Here is an 18,203-nt window from a genome sequence, read left to right as displayed (position 1 = left end):
TTTCTTCCGTTTTATTTCAGCAGCGCCCGCCGGGCCTTCCAGTCCGGCAAAAGCCGCTCCACCTCCGCCCAGAACGCCGGGCTGTGGTTGGGCACAAGAAAATGGCAGTACTCGTGTACCACCACATAGATCTGAGCCGCCGGGGGCATATTGTACAGCTGCAAGGCAAAGGTCAGCTGCCGTTTGGCCGGGGCGCAGACGCCCCAGCGGCTGGTCATGTCCCGCACCCGGATCTCGGGTTTTTCTCCCAGCAGCCGGCAGAACGCCGGGTATACCTGGTCGCTCAGAGCCGTGAAATGAGCCTGGGCAGCGGCGGGCTCGGGCAGGGGCAGCAGGGCCTGCCGCTCCTGGCGGCGGCGCTGGCGCTCCCGGGCCTGGCCGATCCAGACCGAGTGGGCGGCCACAAATTCGTCCGCCTCCCGCAGGGATGTCTGGAGGGGCACGCTCACCGCCACCGAGCCGTCGGCCCGGACGTGAAGGTTCAGATTTTTGACCCGGCGGCGGGCCAGCTCATACTCTACCCCGCCGGCCCGGCGGTACTGGACGGTCTGGGTTTTGGCATCCATTCTGTTTCCCATCTTTCCGCCGGTCAGGCGCCCCGCCCCACCCGGCAGCGGACCCAGTCGGCCAGGGGCAGCTGGGCCAGCACCACCGCCGCGAAGATCAAACCGCAGCCCAGCACCTCCCGGCCCGAGAGGCTCTGGCCCAGGATGACCCAGCCACCCAGGGCGCCGAAGACACTCTCAAGGCACATGGCCAAACTGGCGATGGAGGGGTCCAGATTTTTCTGGCCCACAATTTGGAGGGTGTAGCCCACCCCGCTGGAGAGCAGACCGCAGTAGAGCAGCGGCCAGGCGTTGGCGGCGATGTCGGCCCAGGTAGGAGCCTCGAACAAAAAGGCCGCCACGGTGCTCTCAGCCGCCACCACAAAGAACTGGGCGAAACTCAGCCGCACCCCGTCCAGCCGGGGGGAGTAATGCCCCACCGCCATGATCTGGAAAGCGAAAAGGAAAGCGCAGAGCAAAAGCACCAGATCACTGCTTTCCACCTGGCCGAAGCCCCCCTGCATGCAGAGCAGGTAGAGGCCCCCCACCGAGATGGCCATGCAGATCCAGAGCTGGGTGCTGCCCCGGCGGCCAAACAAAAGCCCCAGCACCGGCACCAGCACCACATACATGGCGGTGATAAAGCTGGCTTTGGCGGTGGAGGCGTTCATGGTGATTGCGATCTGCTGGGCGGCCGACGCTGTGAACAAGAGGGTACCGCAGGCCAGAGCCGCCCGGCCCAGCAGCTGCCGGTCGGCGGGGCTGGCCGGGGCGCCGGAGGGCAGCCCCCGGCGGCGGCGAACCGCGTCAAAGCCCCGCACCGTGGGCCAGAGGGCCGCCACAGCCAGCCAGCTGCGGCAGGCCAGGAAGGTGTAGGCCCCAAGCCCCGCCCCCGCGCTCTGGGCCACAAAGGCCAGACCCCAGATCAGGGCGCAGAAGACCAGCAGCAGAGCGTTGCCGGTTTGGCTTTTCATACCGCGACCCCCTCTGCCTGGAACATGCCGTAGAGATAATATTTGCTGGAGTCATAAGAGACAGTGATCCGGTAACTGGCCGCCGGATCCAGCCCGGTGACGGTGTAGCGGTAGTTGGTGCCGTCGGTCTTGATATAGCCGGTGCTGCCCACCACATACTCGGCCCCGCCGTCCACCTTTTTCCAGACAGCGATCTTATACTGCTGGGTGCCCTCGGCGGTGCCGCAGGCCGTGATGGTCAAGGTACCGCTGGGCACCGTGAAATAACCGGTGTCCCGGCTCCAGATGCCGTTGTAGATGGCGTAGAGGGATCCGTTGCTCACCACGTTGGTGTATTTGGCGGTGGTGTCGGTTCCCTCAGGGACCATGATGGGGTCGGTGGTGGCCGCGGCCCAGTTTTTGGTCTCGGTCTCCTGCACCTGGCTGGAGAGGCCCAGCATATTCCGCAGCATCTCCACCGGTCCGCCGTTCGAGATCACGACCCCCGCCAGGATGGCCACAACCACCAGCGGGATGATAAATTTCAGATATTTCATTCTTTAACCTCCGGGGGCAGGCCCGCCCCTCCGCTCACGTTTGGGGCGGCTGTTCTGCAAACGCCCTGCAAGATGGATTTGGTTCAGTATTTAGTATACCGCATTTCGCATTTTTGTACAAGCGGCGGCCGAATTTTTCGTGAATTCTGCCCGCTCGGTTATTCTGCGGTTTCGCCCAGCTGGTTGGCGGCGGTGAGGGCGGCGCACTCGGCGGCGGCCAGCTCGGGCCAGGCCGAACCAAAAAGGGACCCGTACCGGTAGAGGGCGTATCCCTGGCCGCCCCAGGCCCGCAGATCCTCCAGCTGATCGGCCAGGCTTCGGCCGGTGTTCCACTGGCTGACGCTGTCCGCATTGGTGCCGCCGTCCCCTTCTCCGATCCGCCAGGCGCCGAGACCAAAATAGAGGGCCACCCCCGCCGCCCGGGGCAGCCCCAGCCACTCGGGCAGGATGTTCTCAAAGGCGAACCGGTCCGACCCATTGCTGAGGGTATAGCCGTACCCCCAGTAGATCTGGGGGCAGAGGTAATCCACCACCGCGTTTTCCCCCTCGGCGGTGAGCCAGGCGTCGATGTCGCTGTACTGCTGGTTCCGGTCGTTGTCGGGGTTGCCCTGGGGGCTGACCCCAAACCGGAGGGTAGGGTCCTGGGCCTTGACGGCGTCGTGGGCGGCCTTCACCAGAGCGGTGACGTTGGCCCGCCGCCACCCGGCCAGGTCGGCCACCCCGCTGGCGGCGAACTGAGCCGCATCCAGGGCCGGGTCGGTGGTGGGGTAGAAATAATCGTCGAAGTGGACCCCGTCCACCGGGTAGTTCTGGACCAGCTCGGCCACCCCCTGGACCACATAGTCCGCCGCCGCAGGGATGGCGGGATTCAGATAAAGTCCCCCGTTTACCTGGGCCACCCACTCGGGGTGGAGGTTGGCCAGGTTATTGGCGGCCAGGCTGGCGGGCACCCCCGAGGCCTGGAGCCGGTAGGGGTTGATCCACCCTTCCACCGACAGGCCCCGGCTGTGGGCCTCGGTGAGCAGGATATCCAGCGGGTCAAACCCCGGGTCCTGGCCTTGGGTACCGGTGCAGATGTGGCTCCAGGGGAACAAATTGCTGCGGTAGAGCGCGTCCCCGAAGGGCCGCACCTGGGCGATGACGGTGTTCAGCCCCAGGACCCGGCAGTTGTCCAGCATCCCGGCCGCCCCGGCCCGGAAGCGGTCCGCCGAGGAGAAGTCCATCCCCTGCCATTCCAGATAGCTGATCCAGACCGCCCGGTATTCTCCGGCGGCGGGGAGAGCCGGGTTTTGCTGCCGGGTCTCCCCTGACAGCCCGGGCAGAACCCGTCGGACCGCCCAGAGCGCCCCCGCGCCGCAGACCGCCGCCGCCCCCGCCAGAAAGGCCCGACGGGTGAGGGTTTTCCGGCGGCGATGCCGGGAGGTACGGCGGGGCGAGGGCCGGGTTTTGGTCCGGGGCATCAGGTGTCCTCCTGGGCGCGGTAGAGCACCAGGGCCGCCCAGCCCCGGGCCACCGCCAGCAACACCCAGAAGAGATTGGCCCAGAACTGAGCCGACGCAAAGCCGCCGTAACCCGCCAGCAGCACAAAGAGCAGGTGAAGGCCCTCGGCCCCGCAGACCAGCCGCAGCTGCCGGGAGACCGGCGCGCCTGTCCCGGCGGCGGTATAGAGCAGCAGCGGCCAGGCCAGGGCCGCGCAGAGATAGCCCAGCCACCCGGCAAAGAGATAGCTGGCCATCAAAAAGAGAAAGACACCGAAATAATTCCGCTTACGGCTGGGGTCCGAGCCCTTCTCCGCGGCCAGGAAGAGGGCCGACAGGGCCGTCAGGCAGAAGGAGCACATCTCCAAAAAGGAGAAGTCCTGCCCGGTCAGGACGGCCAGGCCGTTGAGCAGGGTGGCGGCAGCCGCCACCAAAAGACAGAAATACCAGGTCTTGCGGGTAAACTTGAGTTTCATGGGTATGGGGTTCCCTCCGTTTCAGCGCCGGGGCAGCCGGACGCAAAAATCAAAAATTTTTAGTATTATAACACATTTCGCCGCGGCTTGTGTTACAATATGGAAAAGGTTTTGTGTGCGCCGGGCGGGCGCAAAGGGAGGCAGAGGATGAACGGATTGATTTCGGCGGTGTTGCTGATCGGGGCGGCGGTGGTGCTGGTCTTTGTGCTCAAGCAACAGGAGAAGCGCCGCCGCAGCGAGTACGGCCCGGCGGGATGCAGCGAGTTCCGCACCGACCTGGCCCTGGACGAGTGCTTCGACCGGCTGGCCGCCCCCCAGGAGGAGGAGATTTTCGCCTACGAATGCACCCGGGAGCGGGACGGCAGCTTCACCCTCCACCTGACCCTCCACCGGCCCACCCAGCAGCCGGTGGACACCCTTTACACCCTCCGGCTGGACCCGGGGAATCAGACGGTGGTGACCCTGTTCTTTATCCGGGAGGCCTTTGGCTCGCCAGAGCCGGTCTTCCCGCCCGAGATGCTGGACGAGTTTATGGCCCAGAAGCTGGAGGCCCACCGCACCCATTGAGAGGCGCGCCGGGGCGAAAAAGGTCTTTTCATCCGGCGGGCTTTTTGGTATAATACATAGGTGCACCATGCTATATTGTATGGAGCAAAGGCGCGGGCTAGTAGCTCAGTTGGTCAGAGCTGGCGGCTCATAACCGCTTGGTCCCGGGTTCAAGTCCTGGCTGGCCCACCACGTCGGAATGGATTTCGCTCCATTCAAAAAGCCCGATCGGTTCCGATCGGGCTTTTCTCATACCGCTCCGTCATTCCTTCTTTTTCCCAGAAAGTCCCGCTTCGCGGGCTTTCCCGGGGGCCCCGTGTTTTTTCTCCCCGGCGTATCCCGCCGGGGGCTTTTGTTTTTGTGCAGCGAATCGGCGGCAAACCGGCCTCCTCCTTCGCCTTTCCGATACTTTTTGTATATCTTAACATTATTTATACTCTTCATTTTTGCAATCGTGTTTTTGGGATTGCGCCCCCTCGCCCGGGCTTGCTATAATAAGGGCACAGAGGAGGCATCCCACATGGCAACAGACATTCGCACCAAGATCGCCGAGGCGATGGAAGAGATGAGCCGCACCCGCCACCCGGACAAGATCAGCGTTCAGGATCTGGTAAACGCCTGCGGGGTTTCCCGCCAGACCTTCTATTATTATTTCGAGGACATCAACGCCGTGATGGACCTGATCTTCGAGCGGGGGCTCCGCCGGGCCCTGCGCAAATGCAGCCGGGCCCAGACTGCCGCCCAGGCCATCGTTTTGTACATCGAGGATTTTCTCGATTTCCACGAGCGGATCAACCGGGGCCTCAACGGGCCCAAGCGGGTCAACCACGAGCGGTTCATCATCCACAGCGCCCGCAACTTTGTCCAGGAACTGCTGCGGCGATACCCCGCCAGCGTCCGCCTGAGCGTCCGGGACACCCAGTTCCTGGTGGAGTTTTTCGCCGCGGGGATTGCCAACCTCATCATCTGGCACGGCACCGAACCCATGCGGGACCTGCCTTATCTCAGCGAAGAGATCGCCGCCCTGCTGCGGGCCCGGCTGGGGCCCGAGCAGCCCCCCGATTCTAACGTATAATTCCTGCCGGAGTGTCACACCTTGACACTCCGGTTTTTTTGTCAGGACAAATCCGCCGGAATGATAATTCCCCCTCCCTCGCCACTATGTTAAAATATCCACAAACAACACACCGCCTATACGATGGAGGAGGAACTGCACATCATGGCAAAGAAAACCATTTCCCGACGCGATTTTCTCTGCGGCGCCGCTGCGGGCGCCGTGGTGGGCGCGGCCGCTACCGGCCTGCTCACCGGCTTCGGCTCCGACCAGGCCGCCAGCGCTTCGGCCGCTGCCGGGGCCTATAAGCCCGGCACATACAGCGCCACCGCCCAGGGCATCAACACCGTCACCGTGACCATGACCGTGGACGCCGACAAGATTACCGACGTGGTCATCGACGTGTCGGGCGAGACCGAGGGCATCGGCGCCGGTCTGGGCGATCAGTTCACCGCCCAGATCCTGGACCGCCAGAACGCCGAGCTGGATTCCGTCTCGGGGGCCACCGTCACCTCCAACGCCGTCCAGCAGGCCGCCCAGGCCTGTCTGGCCCAGGCCAAGGGGGAGAGCGTCCTGATCCCGGTGGACGACGCCGCTTCTTCCAGCTGGCGCACCGCCCCCGATCCCATCCCCGACAGCGAGATCGCCGAGATCATCGAGACCGAAGTGGCCATCGTGGGCTTCGGCTACGCGGGCCTGAGCACCCTCCGCGCCTTGGGCGAGGCCGGGGTGAACGCCGTGGCCCTGGAGTCCATGTCCCGGGACAGCTGGTGGACCGTGGGCCATGACATCGGCCACATCAACTCCAAGATCCTGGCCAGCAAGGGCATTCCCCAGGTAGACCCGGTGGAGTTCGTCAACAACTGGATGCTCCAGACCCACAACAAGGCCAACCCCGCCCTGATTATGAAGTTCGCCCAGCACAGCGGCGACGCGGTGGACTGGTACCTCTCCCCCGTCAAACAGGAAACCCTGGACAAGGTGCGGACCCCCTACTGGCCCGAGACCGAATCCGCCATCCACCAGCTGAACAACGGCCTGCGCTACTACCCCGGCGAGATTCAGTGGTGGGAGGCCAGCTGGAACGGCGAGGGGATGGCCAACAACACCCCCGGCCAGCTGGAGCTGAAGGATCTGAGCCGGGACAACCTGGATTACATCGAGGCCAACTGCCCCTCGGTCAGCGTCCGGTTCAGCACCAAGGGCGTCCAGCTGGTGAAGGACGGCGACCGGGTGATCGGCGTCATCGCCCAGCAGGAGGACGGCAGCTATATTAAAATCCTGGCCGACCGGGGCGTGGTCCTGGCGGGCGGCGGCTTCGGCGGCAACCAGGAAATGCTGGCCGACCTGCTGCCCGGGGTCCACCGGATGTTCACCGGCGAGGAAGGCTTCTCCGCCCCCTTTGGCCGGGACGGCTCGGCCATCCAGATGGGCGTCTGGGCCGGCGGCCGTCTGGAGCCGGATATCTCCTCCATGAACTTTGACTCCGCTGTAGTGCCCGACTACATCCCCGGCCCCCTCTGGGTGGACAAGAACGGCCAGCGGTTCCAGAACGAGGCCTTCGCCGGCCCTGAGCTGAACGGCTTCTTTATGGCCCGGACCAAGCGGGGCAACATTACCTCCATCTACGACAGCACCTACCCCAGCCAGATCCGCCGGGGCTTCCCCGGCCACCAGGCCTTCGACTACACCAACGCCGAGACTGTCGCCGCCATGGAGGCCAACTTCGAGGCGGCCCGCACCGCCGGCGCGGCCGGGGCCAATGGCTGGTACTGCGCCGACTCCATCGAGGAGCTGGCCGGGATGATCGGGGTGGATGCCGGCGTGCTCACCGAGACGGTGGAGCACTACAACGAGCTGTGCGCCGCCGGGGTGGACACCGACTTCGGCAAGGATCCCCGGTTTTTGAACCCGGTGGCCGAGGGCCCCTTCTTCGCCCACGTCACCACCCCCAGCCTGGGCTTTGCCCTGGTGACCACCGGCGGCTTTGTGACCACCAACGACCAGCAGGTTCTGGGCGAGGACTACGAGCCCATCCCCGGCCTGTACGCCACCGGCAACACCTGCGGCATGCGGTTCGGCCCCGCCTACGTCACCCCCATCCCCGGCGTGAGCATCGGCATCTGCCTGACCCTCGGCCGTGAGCTGGGCAATTATCTGGCATCCCTTTGAACTTTTTGAAGCGTTTTCCTTTCTCTTTTTTGTGTGGACCCGGGCGTCTGTTCTGTACAGGCGCCCGGGCCTGTTTTTTAGGGTATTCCCCGGCCCGGCGGGTCCCCGGATCTGTGGCTGCCCGGGGCAGGGTGGTTTTTTTCTGCTTTTCCCTCAAAATCCCCCTTTCTTTTCCCTGAAACAATAGCACTTTCTTCAAAGCAGTGCTATAATAAAGTTGTATTGTCTATTGATTTTGGGGGACGAAAAAATCATGTGCAATCTACTTGCGGGCTCGCTTCAAACGGTGCACACCCTGCTGGATCAATTCAGCCAGAGCACCGGGGGCTATTACATTTATTATGACTTCGACCAGAATCTGGTACATTTTTCCCGGAACATCGAAGCCGCCGACGATCTGTTCTCGGTGCACAAGCTGGTCTGCACCCTGACCGAGTGGCGGCAGGGGGTCAACCCTCACGACGTGGCCCGGCTGGAGCGCACCATGGATGACCTGCTCAGCCGGAAGATCCGGCATTACAGCATCAACTACCGGGTGCTGAACCGGGAGGGGCGGAGCAGCTGGGTGAACAGCTGCGGCACCGCCTACTGCACCGAGAGCGGCCGGCTGGCCTATATCCTGGGCCAGCTGACCATCGGCAGCCCCATCCAGCCCAGCGGCAGTTACAGCAACCTTGAGCTGAAAAAGGAATCCCGGAAGCTCCTCTCCACCCTAGCCCCCGGCTACCTACTCCTGATCGGGGTGGACAACCTTAAAACCATCAACATGCGGGACGGCCGCAGTTTCGGCGACGCGGTTCTGGCGGATGTGGCCCAGGTAATCCGGGACGAAGTCCGCCATCAGGTGCCGGTCTACCGAATCAACGGCGACTGGTTCGCCCTCAACCTGCCGGGCTTCTCGGCCGAGCAGGTCTCCACCCTCTTCGACCGGGTCCAGGACCGGGTCTGCGGCCAGTGCACCATCTCGGCCGGGTGCGTCTCCTACACCGACTATCACATTGCTGACGAGCATCTGCCGCTTCAGTATGCCGAGACCGCCCTGGACCGCTCCAAGGCCCGGGGCAAGGGGGTTCTGACCTTCTTCACCCCCGAAATCTACGAGAAAAAGCTGCGCCAGCTGGAACTGCGGGAGGCCCTGGAAGCCAGCATCCAGGCCGGGTTCGAGGGGTTTGAGGTCTACTTTCAGCCCCAGTTCCGGGCCGAGAAATACACCCTCTACGGGGCCGAGGCCCTACTGCGCTACCGCTCGGCCCAGCTGGGGGTGGTCTCCCCCAGCGAGATGATCCCCGTACTGGAACAGAGCGGGCTGATCTGCTCCACCGGGCTTTGGGTGCTCCGCCAGGCGCTGCGGGCCTGCCGGCGCTGGCGGGCCCGGATCCCCCAGTTCCATATTTCGGTGAATATGTCCTACCGCCAGCTGGAACAGGCCTCCATCGAGGAGGACGTGCTGGATCTGGTGCGGAACAGCGGGCTCCCCGGCAGCGCCTTGACCATCGAGGTCACCGAGAGCATGGAGCTGGCCGATTACCCCCATCTGAACCGGCTGTTCCGCCGCTGGCGCAAACAGGGCATTGAGATCTCGGTGGACGATTTCGGCACCGGATATTCCAGCCTGAGCCGGCTGAAAGAAATGGCCATCGACGAGATCAAGATCGACCGGTGCTTTGTCTCGGGCATCCAGAACAGCGCCTACAACTACCGGCTTTTGAACAACATTTTGGAACTGGCCGAGAGCAACCAGGTGCGGGCCTGCTGCGAGGGGGTGGAGACCCTCGAGGAATTGCAGGTACTCCAGGGGCTCCACTGCAACCTGCTGCAAGGGTATCTGTTCTCCCACCCCTGCACCGCCGCGGAGTTTGAACGCCGGTTTATAAACGAGGGGGCCCATTCCCTGCCCCTGCCCCCGGCGCCTCCCGCCGCCCCCGCCCCAGGCGGGGCCGAGCCCTCCGATGGAGAGATCACCCAGGCCATTCTGAACGCCGAAAACGATCTTTTCTATCTCTGCGATCTGGAGACCTATCAGCTCTACTACCTGAACGCCGCCGGGCAGCGGCTTTTCGGAGTTCAGGATTACAAGGGCAAACCCTGCTATAAAGTCCTGCGGGGCCGGGACAGCCCCTGCCCCTTCTGCAACAACCAGCTGTACCAGAACACCTTCTCTCTGGGAGCAGGAAAACCCCTACTGCCAGCGGCATTTCCTGTTAAAAGACAAAATTCTGACCTACCGCGGGCGGAAAGCCCGGCTGGAAGTGGGGCTGGACATCACCAAACAGGAATACGTCAGCCAGGCCGCCCGGGAGCGGCTGAACTTCGCCGAGAAGATTGTGGAGGGGATGAACGCCCTCTCGGTCTGCGCCGACTACGCCGAGGCGGTGAATCGGGTTCTGGCCCTGATGGGGGACTTTTACCAGGCGGACCGGGCCTATCTCTTCGAGCCCAGCGCTACCTGCCCCAACTGCTGGACCAACACCTACGAGTGGTGCGCCGTCAACGTCTCGCCCCAGAAGCAGAAGCTCCAGCAGGTGGGCCCCCACCAGCTGGGCCGGTGGCTGACCCTCTTTGATCAGGATCAGTCGGTGATCCTCTTCGGGCTGGACTCCCTGCGAGCCGTCAGCCCCCAGGAATGGGCGGACCTGACCGACCAGGACATCCAGCGTCTGATCGCCGTTCCCCTGCGGGCCAACGGCAAAACCGTGGGCTTTTTGGGGGTGGACAACCCCCGCTACTGCATCCACGATGACTCCCAGATCCGGGTTCTGGCCGGGTTCCTTCTGACCCGGATGAACCAGGAACGGAACGAACGGCGATACCGGATGCTGATGCAGGAGTCCAACCAGGATCTTCTGCGCAGCCTCAAGGTGGGCTACTGGACCCTGGAAATGCACAAAAAAGACGGCCGCCGGGAGATGATCGTGGACCCCACTATGCAGGAACTGCTGGCTATGCCGGAATTTTTCTCCCCCTGCGAGAGCTACCATTTCTGGGCTTCCCGGGTGAAAAACACCGCCCAGCCCGCCGTGGAGCAGGCTCTGGGCCAGATGATCGAAACCGGCCAGCTGGTACAGATCGAGTTCCCCTGGGAGCACGACCGCCAGGGCGAGATCCAGCTGCGGCTCTCCGGCATGATGATGGAGGAGACTCCCTCTCTCACCCGGCTGAACGGGTACTGCCGGCTTCTTTCCGGCCGTTAAGCCTCTCCCCGGGCAAAGCTTTTTGCCCCCAGCCGCCACGAATTGACTTTCTGGCCCAAAACCGGTATATTAAAAGACATGTTTGCTCCGGGGACTCCGCCGGCCCCGGTCGAAGACCTGCGCGGAAGAAAGGTATGGTTTTTTGTGATAAACTTTTTGGAGCTGTTGGAAAACGGGCTGGACTCCATCCTGGCGATTGTCGTCCCGCTCATCGCCCTGATCGCCGAAATCATCGGCCTGTTCATCATCATTTTCAGCCTGTTCAAATCCACCTATCATTATCTGCGCGTGTCGCTGTTCCACGACGACTACGACTTCCACCTGGAGATGAGCAGCGGCCTGACCACTGCGCTGGAATTCCTGCTGGCGGCCGAGGTGACCAAGACCATCCTTCAGCCGGAGCTGGCCACCGTGCTGCTGCTGGGGCTGACTTTTGCCCTGCGCGCTGCCATGAGCATCCTGCTCCACGCCGAGATGAAGACCGCCCGGGCCGAAAAAGCCGAGGAACGCCGCGAGGCCAAGCGGGAGGAGATCCGCGAGGGGAAAAAGGCCGAGGCCGCGCAAAACAAAAAAGCACAGGCCGATTGAGTGTTTGGAAAACGCAAACTGCCGAAGTTTTCTCTTCTTTTCCGGGCAGGATTGTAAAAAATGGAAAATCTATGAACAGTCCATTGACAGTTTGAAAACAAAAGGCTATACTCGCACCATCGCAAGCAAAGGCGCTGACAGAAGCAATTCTGTCAGCGCCTTTTTGTTTGGCATCGCCGTTCAGAGAGAATAGAGGGCTCCCCGATCGGCGGGCCGCCCGGGCGGAAGCGAGAACCGCCGGGCCGGCCAACACAACTGAATGGGAGGTTATAGCATGTTCAACGCAATCAACACCTGTTGGACGCTCGTGGGAGCGTTTCTGGTCTACTTCATGCAGGCAGGCTTCGCCCTGTGTGAAGCGGGCCTCACCCGTGCCAAGAACACCGGCAATATTCTGATGAAGAATATGATGGACTTCTGCATCGGCACCCCCTGCTACTGGCTGGTGGGCTTCGGGCTGATGTTCGGCGGCACCGGCGCCCTGATCGGCGGCTTTGATCCCTTTATGCTGGGGGATTACAGCCATCTGGGGTTGGATATTCCCCTTTGGGTTTACGCCGTGTTCCAGACCGTTTTCTGCGCCACAGCCGCCACCATCGTCTCCGGCTCCATGGCTGAGCGCACCAACTTCAAGGCCTACTGTGTCTACTCCGCCGCCATTTCCCTGCTGGTCTACCCCATCTCCGGCCACTGGATCTGGGGCGGCGGCTGGCTGGCGGGCCTTGGGTTCCACGATTTTGCCGGCTCGGCCGCAGTGCACAACGTGGGCGGCATCATCGCCATGCTGGGCGCCTGGATGCTGGGCCCCCGGATCGGCAAGTACGACAAGGACGGCAAAGCCCACGCCATCCCCGGCCACAACATGACCGCCACCGCCCTGGGCGTCTTTATCCTCTGGTTCTGCTGGTTCGGCTTTAACGGCGGTTCTTCCCTGGCTCTGTCCACCGACGAGGCCATGACGCTCACCGGCCTGGTCTGCTTCAACACCAATCTGGCCGCCGCCGTGGCCACCTGTGTGGCCATGATCTTCACCTGGGTGCGGTACGGCAAGCCCGATGTCTCCATGACCCTGAACGCCGCTCTGGCTGGTCTGGTGGCCATTACCGCCGGCTGTGACTGCGTCTCCCCCTTCGGCGCCTTTGCCATTGGCGCCGTGGCCGGCGTGCTGGTGGTTCTGTCGGTGGAGTTCTTCGACAACGTCGCCAAGATCGACGACCCCGTCGGCGCGGTCTCGGTTCACTTCGCCAACGGCGTCTGGGGCACCCTGGCCGTGGGCCTGTTCTCCACCGGCAACAACGGTGTGGGCAAGGGCCTGTTCTACGGCGGCGGCCTGAGCCAGCTGGGCACCCAGGCCCTGGGCATCCTGACCGTGGATGTCTACGTCCTCATTATCATGTTTATCGTCTTTAAGCTGATCGACAAGACCATCGGCCTGCGGGTTCCCGCCGAGGTGGAGCTGGACGGTCTGGACATCCACGAGCACGGTCTGGCCTCCGCCTATGCCGGGTTTGCCATCCAGGACGCCACCATCGGCACCATGTCCGTCAACGAGAACACCGATCTGGGCGAGGACGACCCCGCCAAAGCCTCGGCACACCAGATGGCCGCTGCCGTGCCTGTGGTCCAGGAAAAGACCATTCCCGCCCTGGGCGAGACCGATACCGGCATGCACAAGATTTCCATTATCCTCAAGCTGAGCAAGTTTGACGAGCTGAAAAACGCCCTCAACGAGCTGGGCGTCACCGGCATGACCGTCACCCAGGTGATGGGCTGCGGCATCCAGAAGGGCTCCAGCGAGAAGTACCGCGGCATCCCCATGGACACCAACCTGCTGCCCAAGGTCAAAGTGGAGGTCATTGTCTCCAAGATCCCGGTGGATTCCGTGATTGCAGCCGCCAAAAAGGCGCTCTATACCGGCCACATCGGCGACGGCAAGATCTTTGTCTACAACGTCACCCGGGTGGTTAAGATCCGCACCGGAGAGGAAAATTTTGACGCTCTCCAGGATGTGGAGTAACCGATTCTTTCCGCCATCTTCTTTTTCTCCTAAATCCTGATCCTGTGTGAAAAGGCCCTGTCCCGGCTCTTATCCGGGGCCGGGTCTTTTCCGCTCCGGGAGGCCCGGCCCCAAACTTCACCGGCAGGCTTGATTTTTGGGCCCGGCTATGCTACAATCAACGTAACTTCATCCTGTTTAAAGCATGGATGCGGACAAACCGGAGCAGAACCCGGCGCGTCCAGAGAGGGCTGCCGCCGCTTGTCGGCGCGCTGTGAGCAGCCCCGCTGGCCGGCCTGCCCCCTACCACCGCGGAGCGCAGGGGCGAACCCCTGCCGGGTGCGCCCGTTACAGCACAGCGAGTGGCGCCGCCCTCTGGGCTGGTGCAATTCGGGTGGAACCGTGGAGTTTCCCTGAGCTTTTCAAAACGTTCAGGCGCTTCATCCCGTAGCAGATTTTGCGGGATGGAGCGCTTTTTATTTTACCGCGGCTTATTTTATCGTGAAAGGAAAGACTGCGCTATGAAAATCATCTACAAAGACGGCGTTGTCGCCGAGTGCCCCCAGGAGGAAGAACTCCATGTCCTGCGCCACACGGCGGCCCATGTGATGGCCCAGGCCATCAAACGGCTGTACCCCGAGGCGGATTTCGCCTTCGGCCCCGCCACTGAGAACGGTTTCTACTACGACGTAGACCTGGGCGACACCAAGCTCACCGACGACGACCTGGCCGCCATCGAGAAAGAGATGCGAAAGATCGTCAAGGAGAACCTGGCCATCAAGCCCTTTATCCTGCCCCGGGCCGAGGCCGAGAAGCTGATGGCCGACCGCAAGGAGAAGTACAAGGTGGAGCACATGGCCGATCTGGCCGATGAGACCGAGTTCAGCTTCTTCCAGCAGGGCGAGTATGTGGATATGTGCATCGGACCCCACCTGACCTACACCAAGGCCCTGAAGGCCTTTAAGATCACCCAGCAGTCCGGCGCTTACTGGAAGAACGACAAGGACAACAAGATGCTGACCCGGATCAACGGCGTAGCCTTCCGCAGCCAGGAAGAGCTGGAAGCCTGGGAGAAGCAGCAGGAAGAGGCCCGCGCCCGGGATCACCGCAAGATCGGCAAAGAGATGGGCCTGTTCATGACCGACGACCTGGTGGGCCGCGGCCTGCCCATGTTCCTGCCCAACGGCTACACCGTCTGGCAGGAGCTGGAGAACTATATCAAGGCCAAGGAGCGTGCCCGGGGCTATCAGCACGTCATGACCCCCTGCGTGGGCACCGTCAACCTCTACAAGACCTCCGGCCACTGGGATCACTACCGGGAGAACATGTTCCCCGCCATGGAGATGGAGGGCGAGAGCTACGTCCTGCGTCCCATGAACTGCCCCCACCACATGATGATCTACGCCAACCGGCCCCACTCTTACCGCCAGCTGCCCATCCGGATCGGCGAGATTGCCCACGATTTCCGTTATGAGTCCAGCGGCACCCTGAAAGGCATCGAGCGCGGCCGTCACTTCTGCCAGAACGACGCCCACCTCTTCGTCACCCCCGACCAGATCAAGAGCGAAGTGGCCGCCGTCTGCGACCTGATTTTTGAGGTCTACCGTGACTTCGGCATCACCGATTACCGCTGCGTCCTCTCCCTGCGCGATCCCGCCGACAAGAAGAAGTACCATGACGACGACGCTATGTGGAACCACGCCGAGGCCGCCCTGCGGGAAGTTCTGACCGAGCTGGGCATCGAATTCACCGAGGAGATCGGCGAGGCAGCCTTCTATGGCCCCAAGCTGGACGTGAACGTCCGGCCCGCCGTGGGCGCCGAGTACACCCTGTCCACCTGCCAGCTGGACTTCTGCCTGCCGGCCAAGTTCCACCTGACCTATGTGGACAGCGACGGCACCGAAAAGACCCCTGTGGTGCTCCACCGCGCCATCCTGGGCTCCATTGACCGGTTCATGGCCTACCTGATCGAGGAGACCAAGGGCCGCTTCCCCACCTGGCTGGCCCCCACCCAGGTCAAGGTTCTGCCTGTCTCCGAGAAGACCCTGGAGTATGCCCAGTCCGTCACCGACAAGCTGGCCGAGGCCGGCATCCGTGTGGCTCTGGACTCGGACAACGAGAAGATCGGCTACAAGATCCGCGCCGCCCAGCAGGTGGACCGCGTGCCCTATATGCTGGTCCTGGGCGCCAAGGAGGCCGAGGCCGGCAACGTCTCGGTCCGCGACCGGAAGGGCGAAACCACCACCATGGAACTGGACGCTTTCATCCAGAAGGTCTGCGACGAGATCGCCAACCGCACCCACGACTAATTTCCCATAACCCCCAAAGGCCGCCGAAAGGCGGCCTTTTTCTGTTGCCCGCGCTGATGAGGATTTGCCGCTTTTTCGAGAAAAAGCGGCGCAAAAAGCGTTCACACCTGAAAAAATAGTACAATCGCTGAAATTCCGGGCCGATTTTTCACTGGTATCACAATCCGAAATATATCACCGCTATTTTCGTTGACATTTTCGTAACCAATATGCTATATTGACCTTACGGGGACGATATTCCGTCGCACATCTGATCTTGGAAAGGAAGTGTTTTTCATATGAAGAAACGCATTTTACTTCTTATTCCCTGCATTCTCCTGGCCCTGGGCCTTCTGACCGCCTGCGGAGACAATGGCAGCCAGTCCTCTGGCTCTATTGAGAATCAGCTTATCAACGCGAAATGGGAGTCGAGTATTTCTAATGACACAAAGCTAGGTGGCCTAATTGATATTGATAGCCACCTTGGGGATATTCTTACCATCAAGTTTGAAAAAAATGGTACTGGTTATATTGATATCCTCAAGAACTCTGGGTTCCAAATCACCTTTAACTGGGAGGTAAATCAAGCAACCAAGCAGATTAAGCTCACATTTGATAAAGCCGGATTCATTCCCTTCAATCTTAATTTCCAGTTAGATCCTTCCGGACTGGTTCTTGATGGAACTAATTTCAAGATCAAATTTAATAATCAGAACTAAAATCACTCTTTATCTAGACGTTTTACATGAATTACAAAAAGAGCCGCTGCGGTCTACCCGCGGCGGCTTTTTTTGTATCCCTTTGCATCGTTCAAAGACAAAGAAAAAGCGATGAATTCAATCCATCGCTTGCATGGCGCCTCTTGCCTGACTCGAACAGGCGACACCCTGATTAACAGTCAGGTGCTCTAACCGACTGAGCTAAAGAGGCATCTATATAAAACGGCCGAACAGCCGTTTTATTTCAAATGGTGACCCGTACCGGAATCGAACCGATGTTAAAGGCGTGAGAGGCCTCTGTCTTAACCGCTTGACCAACGGGCCATATTTACGAGCCGGGGTTCACCCGACTCGTTTATTATAGCGTATCCGGTGCGAAATGTCAACAGGAAAATTCAAATTTTCCAAAAAAATTCTTTCCGGGGTCTCTCAGCGCATCCGCTGCCAGGAACGGCGGGCGGCGGCCATCATCAAATGGAAATAGACGGTGGTCATGCTCACCGGCTCGCCCAGCTGCATCCGCTGACGCTGGGGCAGATCCTTCAAAAGGCCGCAGTAGAGGCACCGCAGCCCCGACAGCTGCAAAAAGTCGCTGGGCCGCATCAGGACACTGTCCTTGGGCAGCTCCAGTGCCTGGCTCTGGCGCAGCACCTCGCTGACAAACTGGGAGCAGAAAAAGTGCCGCTGCCGCTGCAAACGGATATTCATCTTGCACAGCAGAAGCCCGAAGATATTAAAATGGTAGAAATCCTGGCTGACCATCTCCTCGGCCAGCTGGCGGGCCTGATGATAAACATGGTCCTCTACCCGCAGTTCATACACCGCACAGGGTATCTTCCCCCAGCGGGTGAACAATCCCTGGTTTAAAAATTCCCGGCAGGGCCCCGCAGGGAACAAGGTGTATCCGTTCTTGCGGGAAGAACTGTACAAAGTCCCCAGATCGTCGTCAAACGCCACCGAAACATGGGTATAGGGCTCCTTGGTAAAGGTATAAACCAGGTGAGAGAGAACGGTCCCGGATCGGGTCAAAAATATGTAAATGCTTTTCATCTGCAATTCCTTTTTGTCCATTGGTCTTATCTGGTATGCCGTGGTTCTCCGACCTGCCGCTGAGAATAATCCACACACATACGCGCATCAGTATATCATAGAATCCCCCTGCTTTCCATAGGGAAAATGGACAGTTTTTGTCAGGAATTTCCTCTTTGCAGGGCGGGTGGTCTATTTTCCTTTTCTCCCGGATATCCGGGGAGAAGCGCCTCTTATCTATCCTTACGAAGGATTCCCTGCTCTTACTGCAATTTAAAATCCGGGCAGCCCTTTTTTCGACGGCCGCCCGGACAAAAAATAAAACGCAGAATCCAAAGATTCTGCGTTTTTCGTGGTGCACCTCCAGGGACTCGAACCCTGGGCCCACTGATTAAGAGTCAGTTGCTCTACCAACTGAGCTAGAGGTGCATACCATCAGGATACGGTTTCAATATCCTGATGTGAGAGAAGCCGGCGACTACCTATTTTCACAAGCCGTTTCCAGCTAACTATCGTCGGCACAAGTGAGCTTAACTTCTGTGTTCGGAATGGGAACAGGTGGATCCTCACCGTCATCGACACCGGCCATATTTACTGAGTTACCTCAGCGC

Annotated in this window: 14 protein-coding genes, 4 tRNA genes, 1 rRNA gene and 1 pseudogene; 10 read left to right on the top strand and 10 right to left on the bottom strand. The window is 60.9% G+C overall.

The window, feature by feature from the left end:
• Positions 1 to 11: 11 nt before the first annotated feature.
• From JCM17207_RS10045 to JCM17207_RS10025, 5 genes are all read right to left on the bottom strand, one after another.
• The gene (locus JCM17207_RS10045) at positions 12 to 566 is read right to left on the bottom strand and encodes a M48 family metallopeptidase (protein WP_238317518.1); all 555 of its coding nucleotides are present in this window, start codon (positions 564 to 566) and stop codon (positions 12 to 14) included.
• A gap of 23 nt (positions 567 to 589) precedes the next feature.
• Entirely contained in the window at positions 590 to 1,519 is a 930-nt protein-coding gene (locus tag JCM17207_RS10040) for a DMT family transporter (protein WP_238317517.1), read from the bottom strand.
• Entirely contained in the window at positions 1,516 to 2,055 is a 540-nt protein-coding gene (locus JCM17207_RS10035; protein ID WP_238317516.1) for a hypothetical protein, read from the bottom strand. Before JCM17207_RS10035 ends, JCM17207_RS10040 begins: the two co-directional genes overlap by 4 nt.
• A 158-nt stretch (positions 2,056 to 2,213) precedes the next feature.
• Positions 2,214 to 3,515 (bottom strand): glycoside hydrolase family 10-like protein, encoded by a 1,302-nt coding sequence (locus JCM17207_RS10030; protein ID WP_238317515.1) that lies wholly within the window; start codon positions 3,513 to 3,515, stop codon positions 2,214 to 2,216.
• Complete coding sequence (locus tag JCM17207_RS10025) at positions 3,515 to 4,009, bottom strand: conjugal transfer protein TraD (RefSeq protein WP_238317514.1); 495 nt, start codon at positions 4,007 to 4,009, stop codon at positions 3,515 to 3,517. Before JCM17207_RS10025 ends, JCM17207_RS10030 begins: the two co-directional genes overlap by 1 nt.
• Positions 4,010 to 4,156: 147 nt before the next feature.
• Between JCM17207_RS10025 and JCM17207_RS10020 the strand changes: the two genes are divergently transcribed.
• The 10 genes and pseudogenes from JCM17207_RS10020 to JCM17207_RS09980 all read left to right on the top strand — a co-directional run bounded on the left by JCM17207_RS10020 (position 4,157) and on the right by JCM17207_RS09980 (position 16,563).
• The gene (locus JCM17207_RS10020; RefSeq protein ID WP_238317513.1) at positions 4,157 to 4,576 is read left to right on the top strand and encodes a hypothetical protein; all 420 of its coding nucleotides are present in this window, start codon (positions 4,157 to 4,159) and stop codon (positions 4,574 to 4,576) included.
• A gap of 94 nt (positions 4,577 to 4,670) precedes the next feature.
• Positions 4,671 to 4,747 (top strand) — tRNA-Ile (locus JCM17207_RS10015).
• A 328-nt stretch (positions 4,748 to 5,075) separates the two neighbouring features.
• Complete coding sequence (locus JCM17207_RS10010) at positions 5,076 to 5,630, top strand: TetR/AcrR family transcriptional regulator (protein WP_238317512.1); 555 nt, start codon at positions 5,076 to 5,078, stop codon at positions 5,628 to 5,630.
• 144 nt (positions 5,631 to 5,774) lie between these two features.
• A complete protein-coding gene (locus JCM17207_RS10005; RefSeq protein WP_238317511.1) occupies positions 5,775 to 7,781 on the top strand; it encodes an FAD-binding protein in 2,007 nt (668 codons plus the stop codon).
• 253 nt (positions 7,782 to 8,034) lie between these two features.
• Positions 8,035 to 9,609: pseudogene (locus JCM17207_RS10000) on the top strand (bifunctional diguanylate cyclase/phosphodiesterase); the annotation flags it as partial.
• 505 nt (positions 9,610 to 10,114) lie between these two features.
• Positions 10,115 to 10,972 (top strand): GAF domain-containing protein, encoded by an 858-nt coding sequence (locus JCM17207_RS13875; RefSeq protein ID WP_373871957.1) that lies wholly within the window; start codon positions 10,115 to 10,117, stop codon positions 10,970 to 10,972.
• A gap of 156 nt (positions 10,973 to 11,128) precedes the next feature.
• Complete coding sequence (locus JCM17207_RS09995) at positions 11,129 to 11,560, top strand: DUF1622 domain-containing protein (protein ID WP_238317509.1); 432 nt, start codon at positions 11,129 to 11,131, stop codon at positions 11,558 to 11,560.
• Between the two features lie 274 nt (positions 11,561 to 11,834).
• Entirely contained in the window at positions 11,835 to 13,577 is a 1,743-nt protein-coding gene (locus JCM17207_RS09990) for an ammonium transporter (protein WP_238317508.1), read from the top strand.
• A gap of 500 nt (positions 13,578 to 14,077) precedes the next feature.
• Positions 14,078 to 15,865, top strand: a complete 1,788-nt coding sequence (thrS, locus tag JCM17207_RS09985; protein ID WP_238317507.1) for a threonine--tRNA ligase — start codon at positions 14,078 to 14,080, stop codon at positions 15,863 to 15,865.
• Between the two features lie 278 nt (positions 15,866 to 16,143).
• Positions 16,144 to 16,563 (top strand): hypothetical protein, encoded by a 420-nt coding sequence (locus tag JCM17207_RS09980; RefSeq protein WP_238317506.1) that lies wholly within the window; start codon positions 16,144 to 16,146, stop codon positions 16,561 to 16,563.
• A gap of 134 nt (positions 16,564 to 16,697) precedes the next feature.
• On the opposite strand, the gene JCM17207_RS09975 is transcribed toward JCM17207_RS09980, so the two are convergent.
• The 5 genes from JCM17207_RS09975 to rrf form a co-directional block, all read right to left on the bottom strand.
• Positions 16,698 to 16,774, bottom strand: a tRNA-Asn gene (locus JCM17207_RS09975).
• 38 nt (positions 16,775 to 16,812) lie between these two features.
• Positions 16,813 to 16,887: transfer RNA gene (locus JCM17207_RS09970), tRNA-Glu, on the bottom strand.
• 105 nt (positions 16,888 to 16,992) lie between these two features.
• On the bottom strand, positions 16,993 to 17,592 hold the full coding sequence (locus JCM17207_RS09965; protein WP_238317505.1) for a hypothetical protein: 600 nt from the start codon (positions 17,590 to 17,592) through the stop codon (positions 16,993 to 16,995).
• Between the two features lie 353 nt (positions 17,593 to 17,945).
• Positions 17,946 to 18,021 (bottom strand) — tRNA-Lys (locus JCM17207_RS09960).
• Between the two features lie 40 nt (positions 18,022 to 18,061).
• Positions 18,062 to 18,178 (bottom strand): 5S ribosomal RNA (rrf, locus tag JCM17207_RS09955).
• Positions 18,179 to 18,203 lie beyond the last annotated feature (25 nt).

The organism is Faecalibacterium gallinarum, from assembly GCF_022180365.1.
Lineage (GTDB): Bacteria > Bacillota > Clostridia > Oscillospirales > Ruminococcaceae > Faecalibacterium > Faecalibacterium gallinarum.
This window is presented reverse-complemented; position numbering and strand designations above follow the sequence as displayed.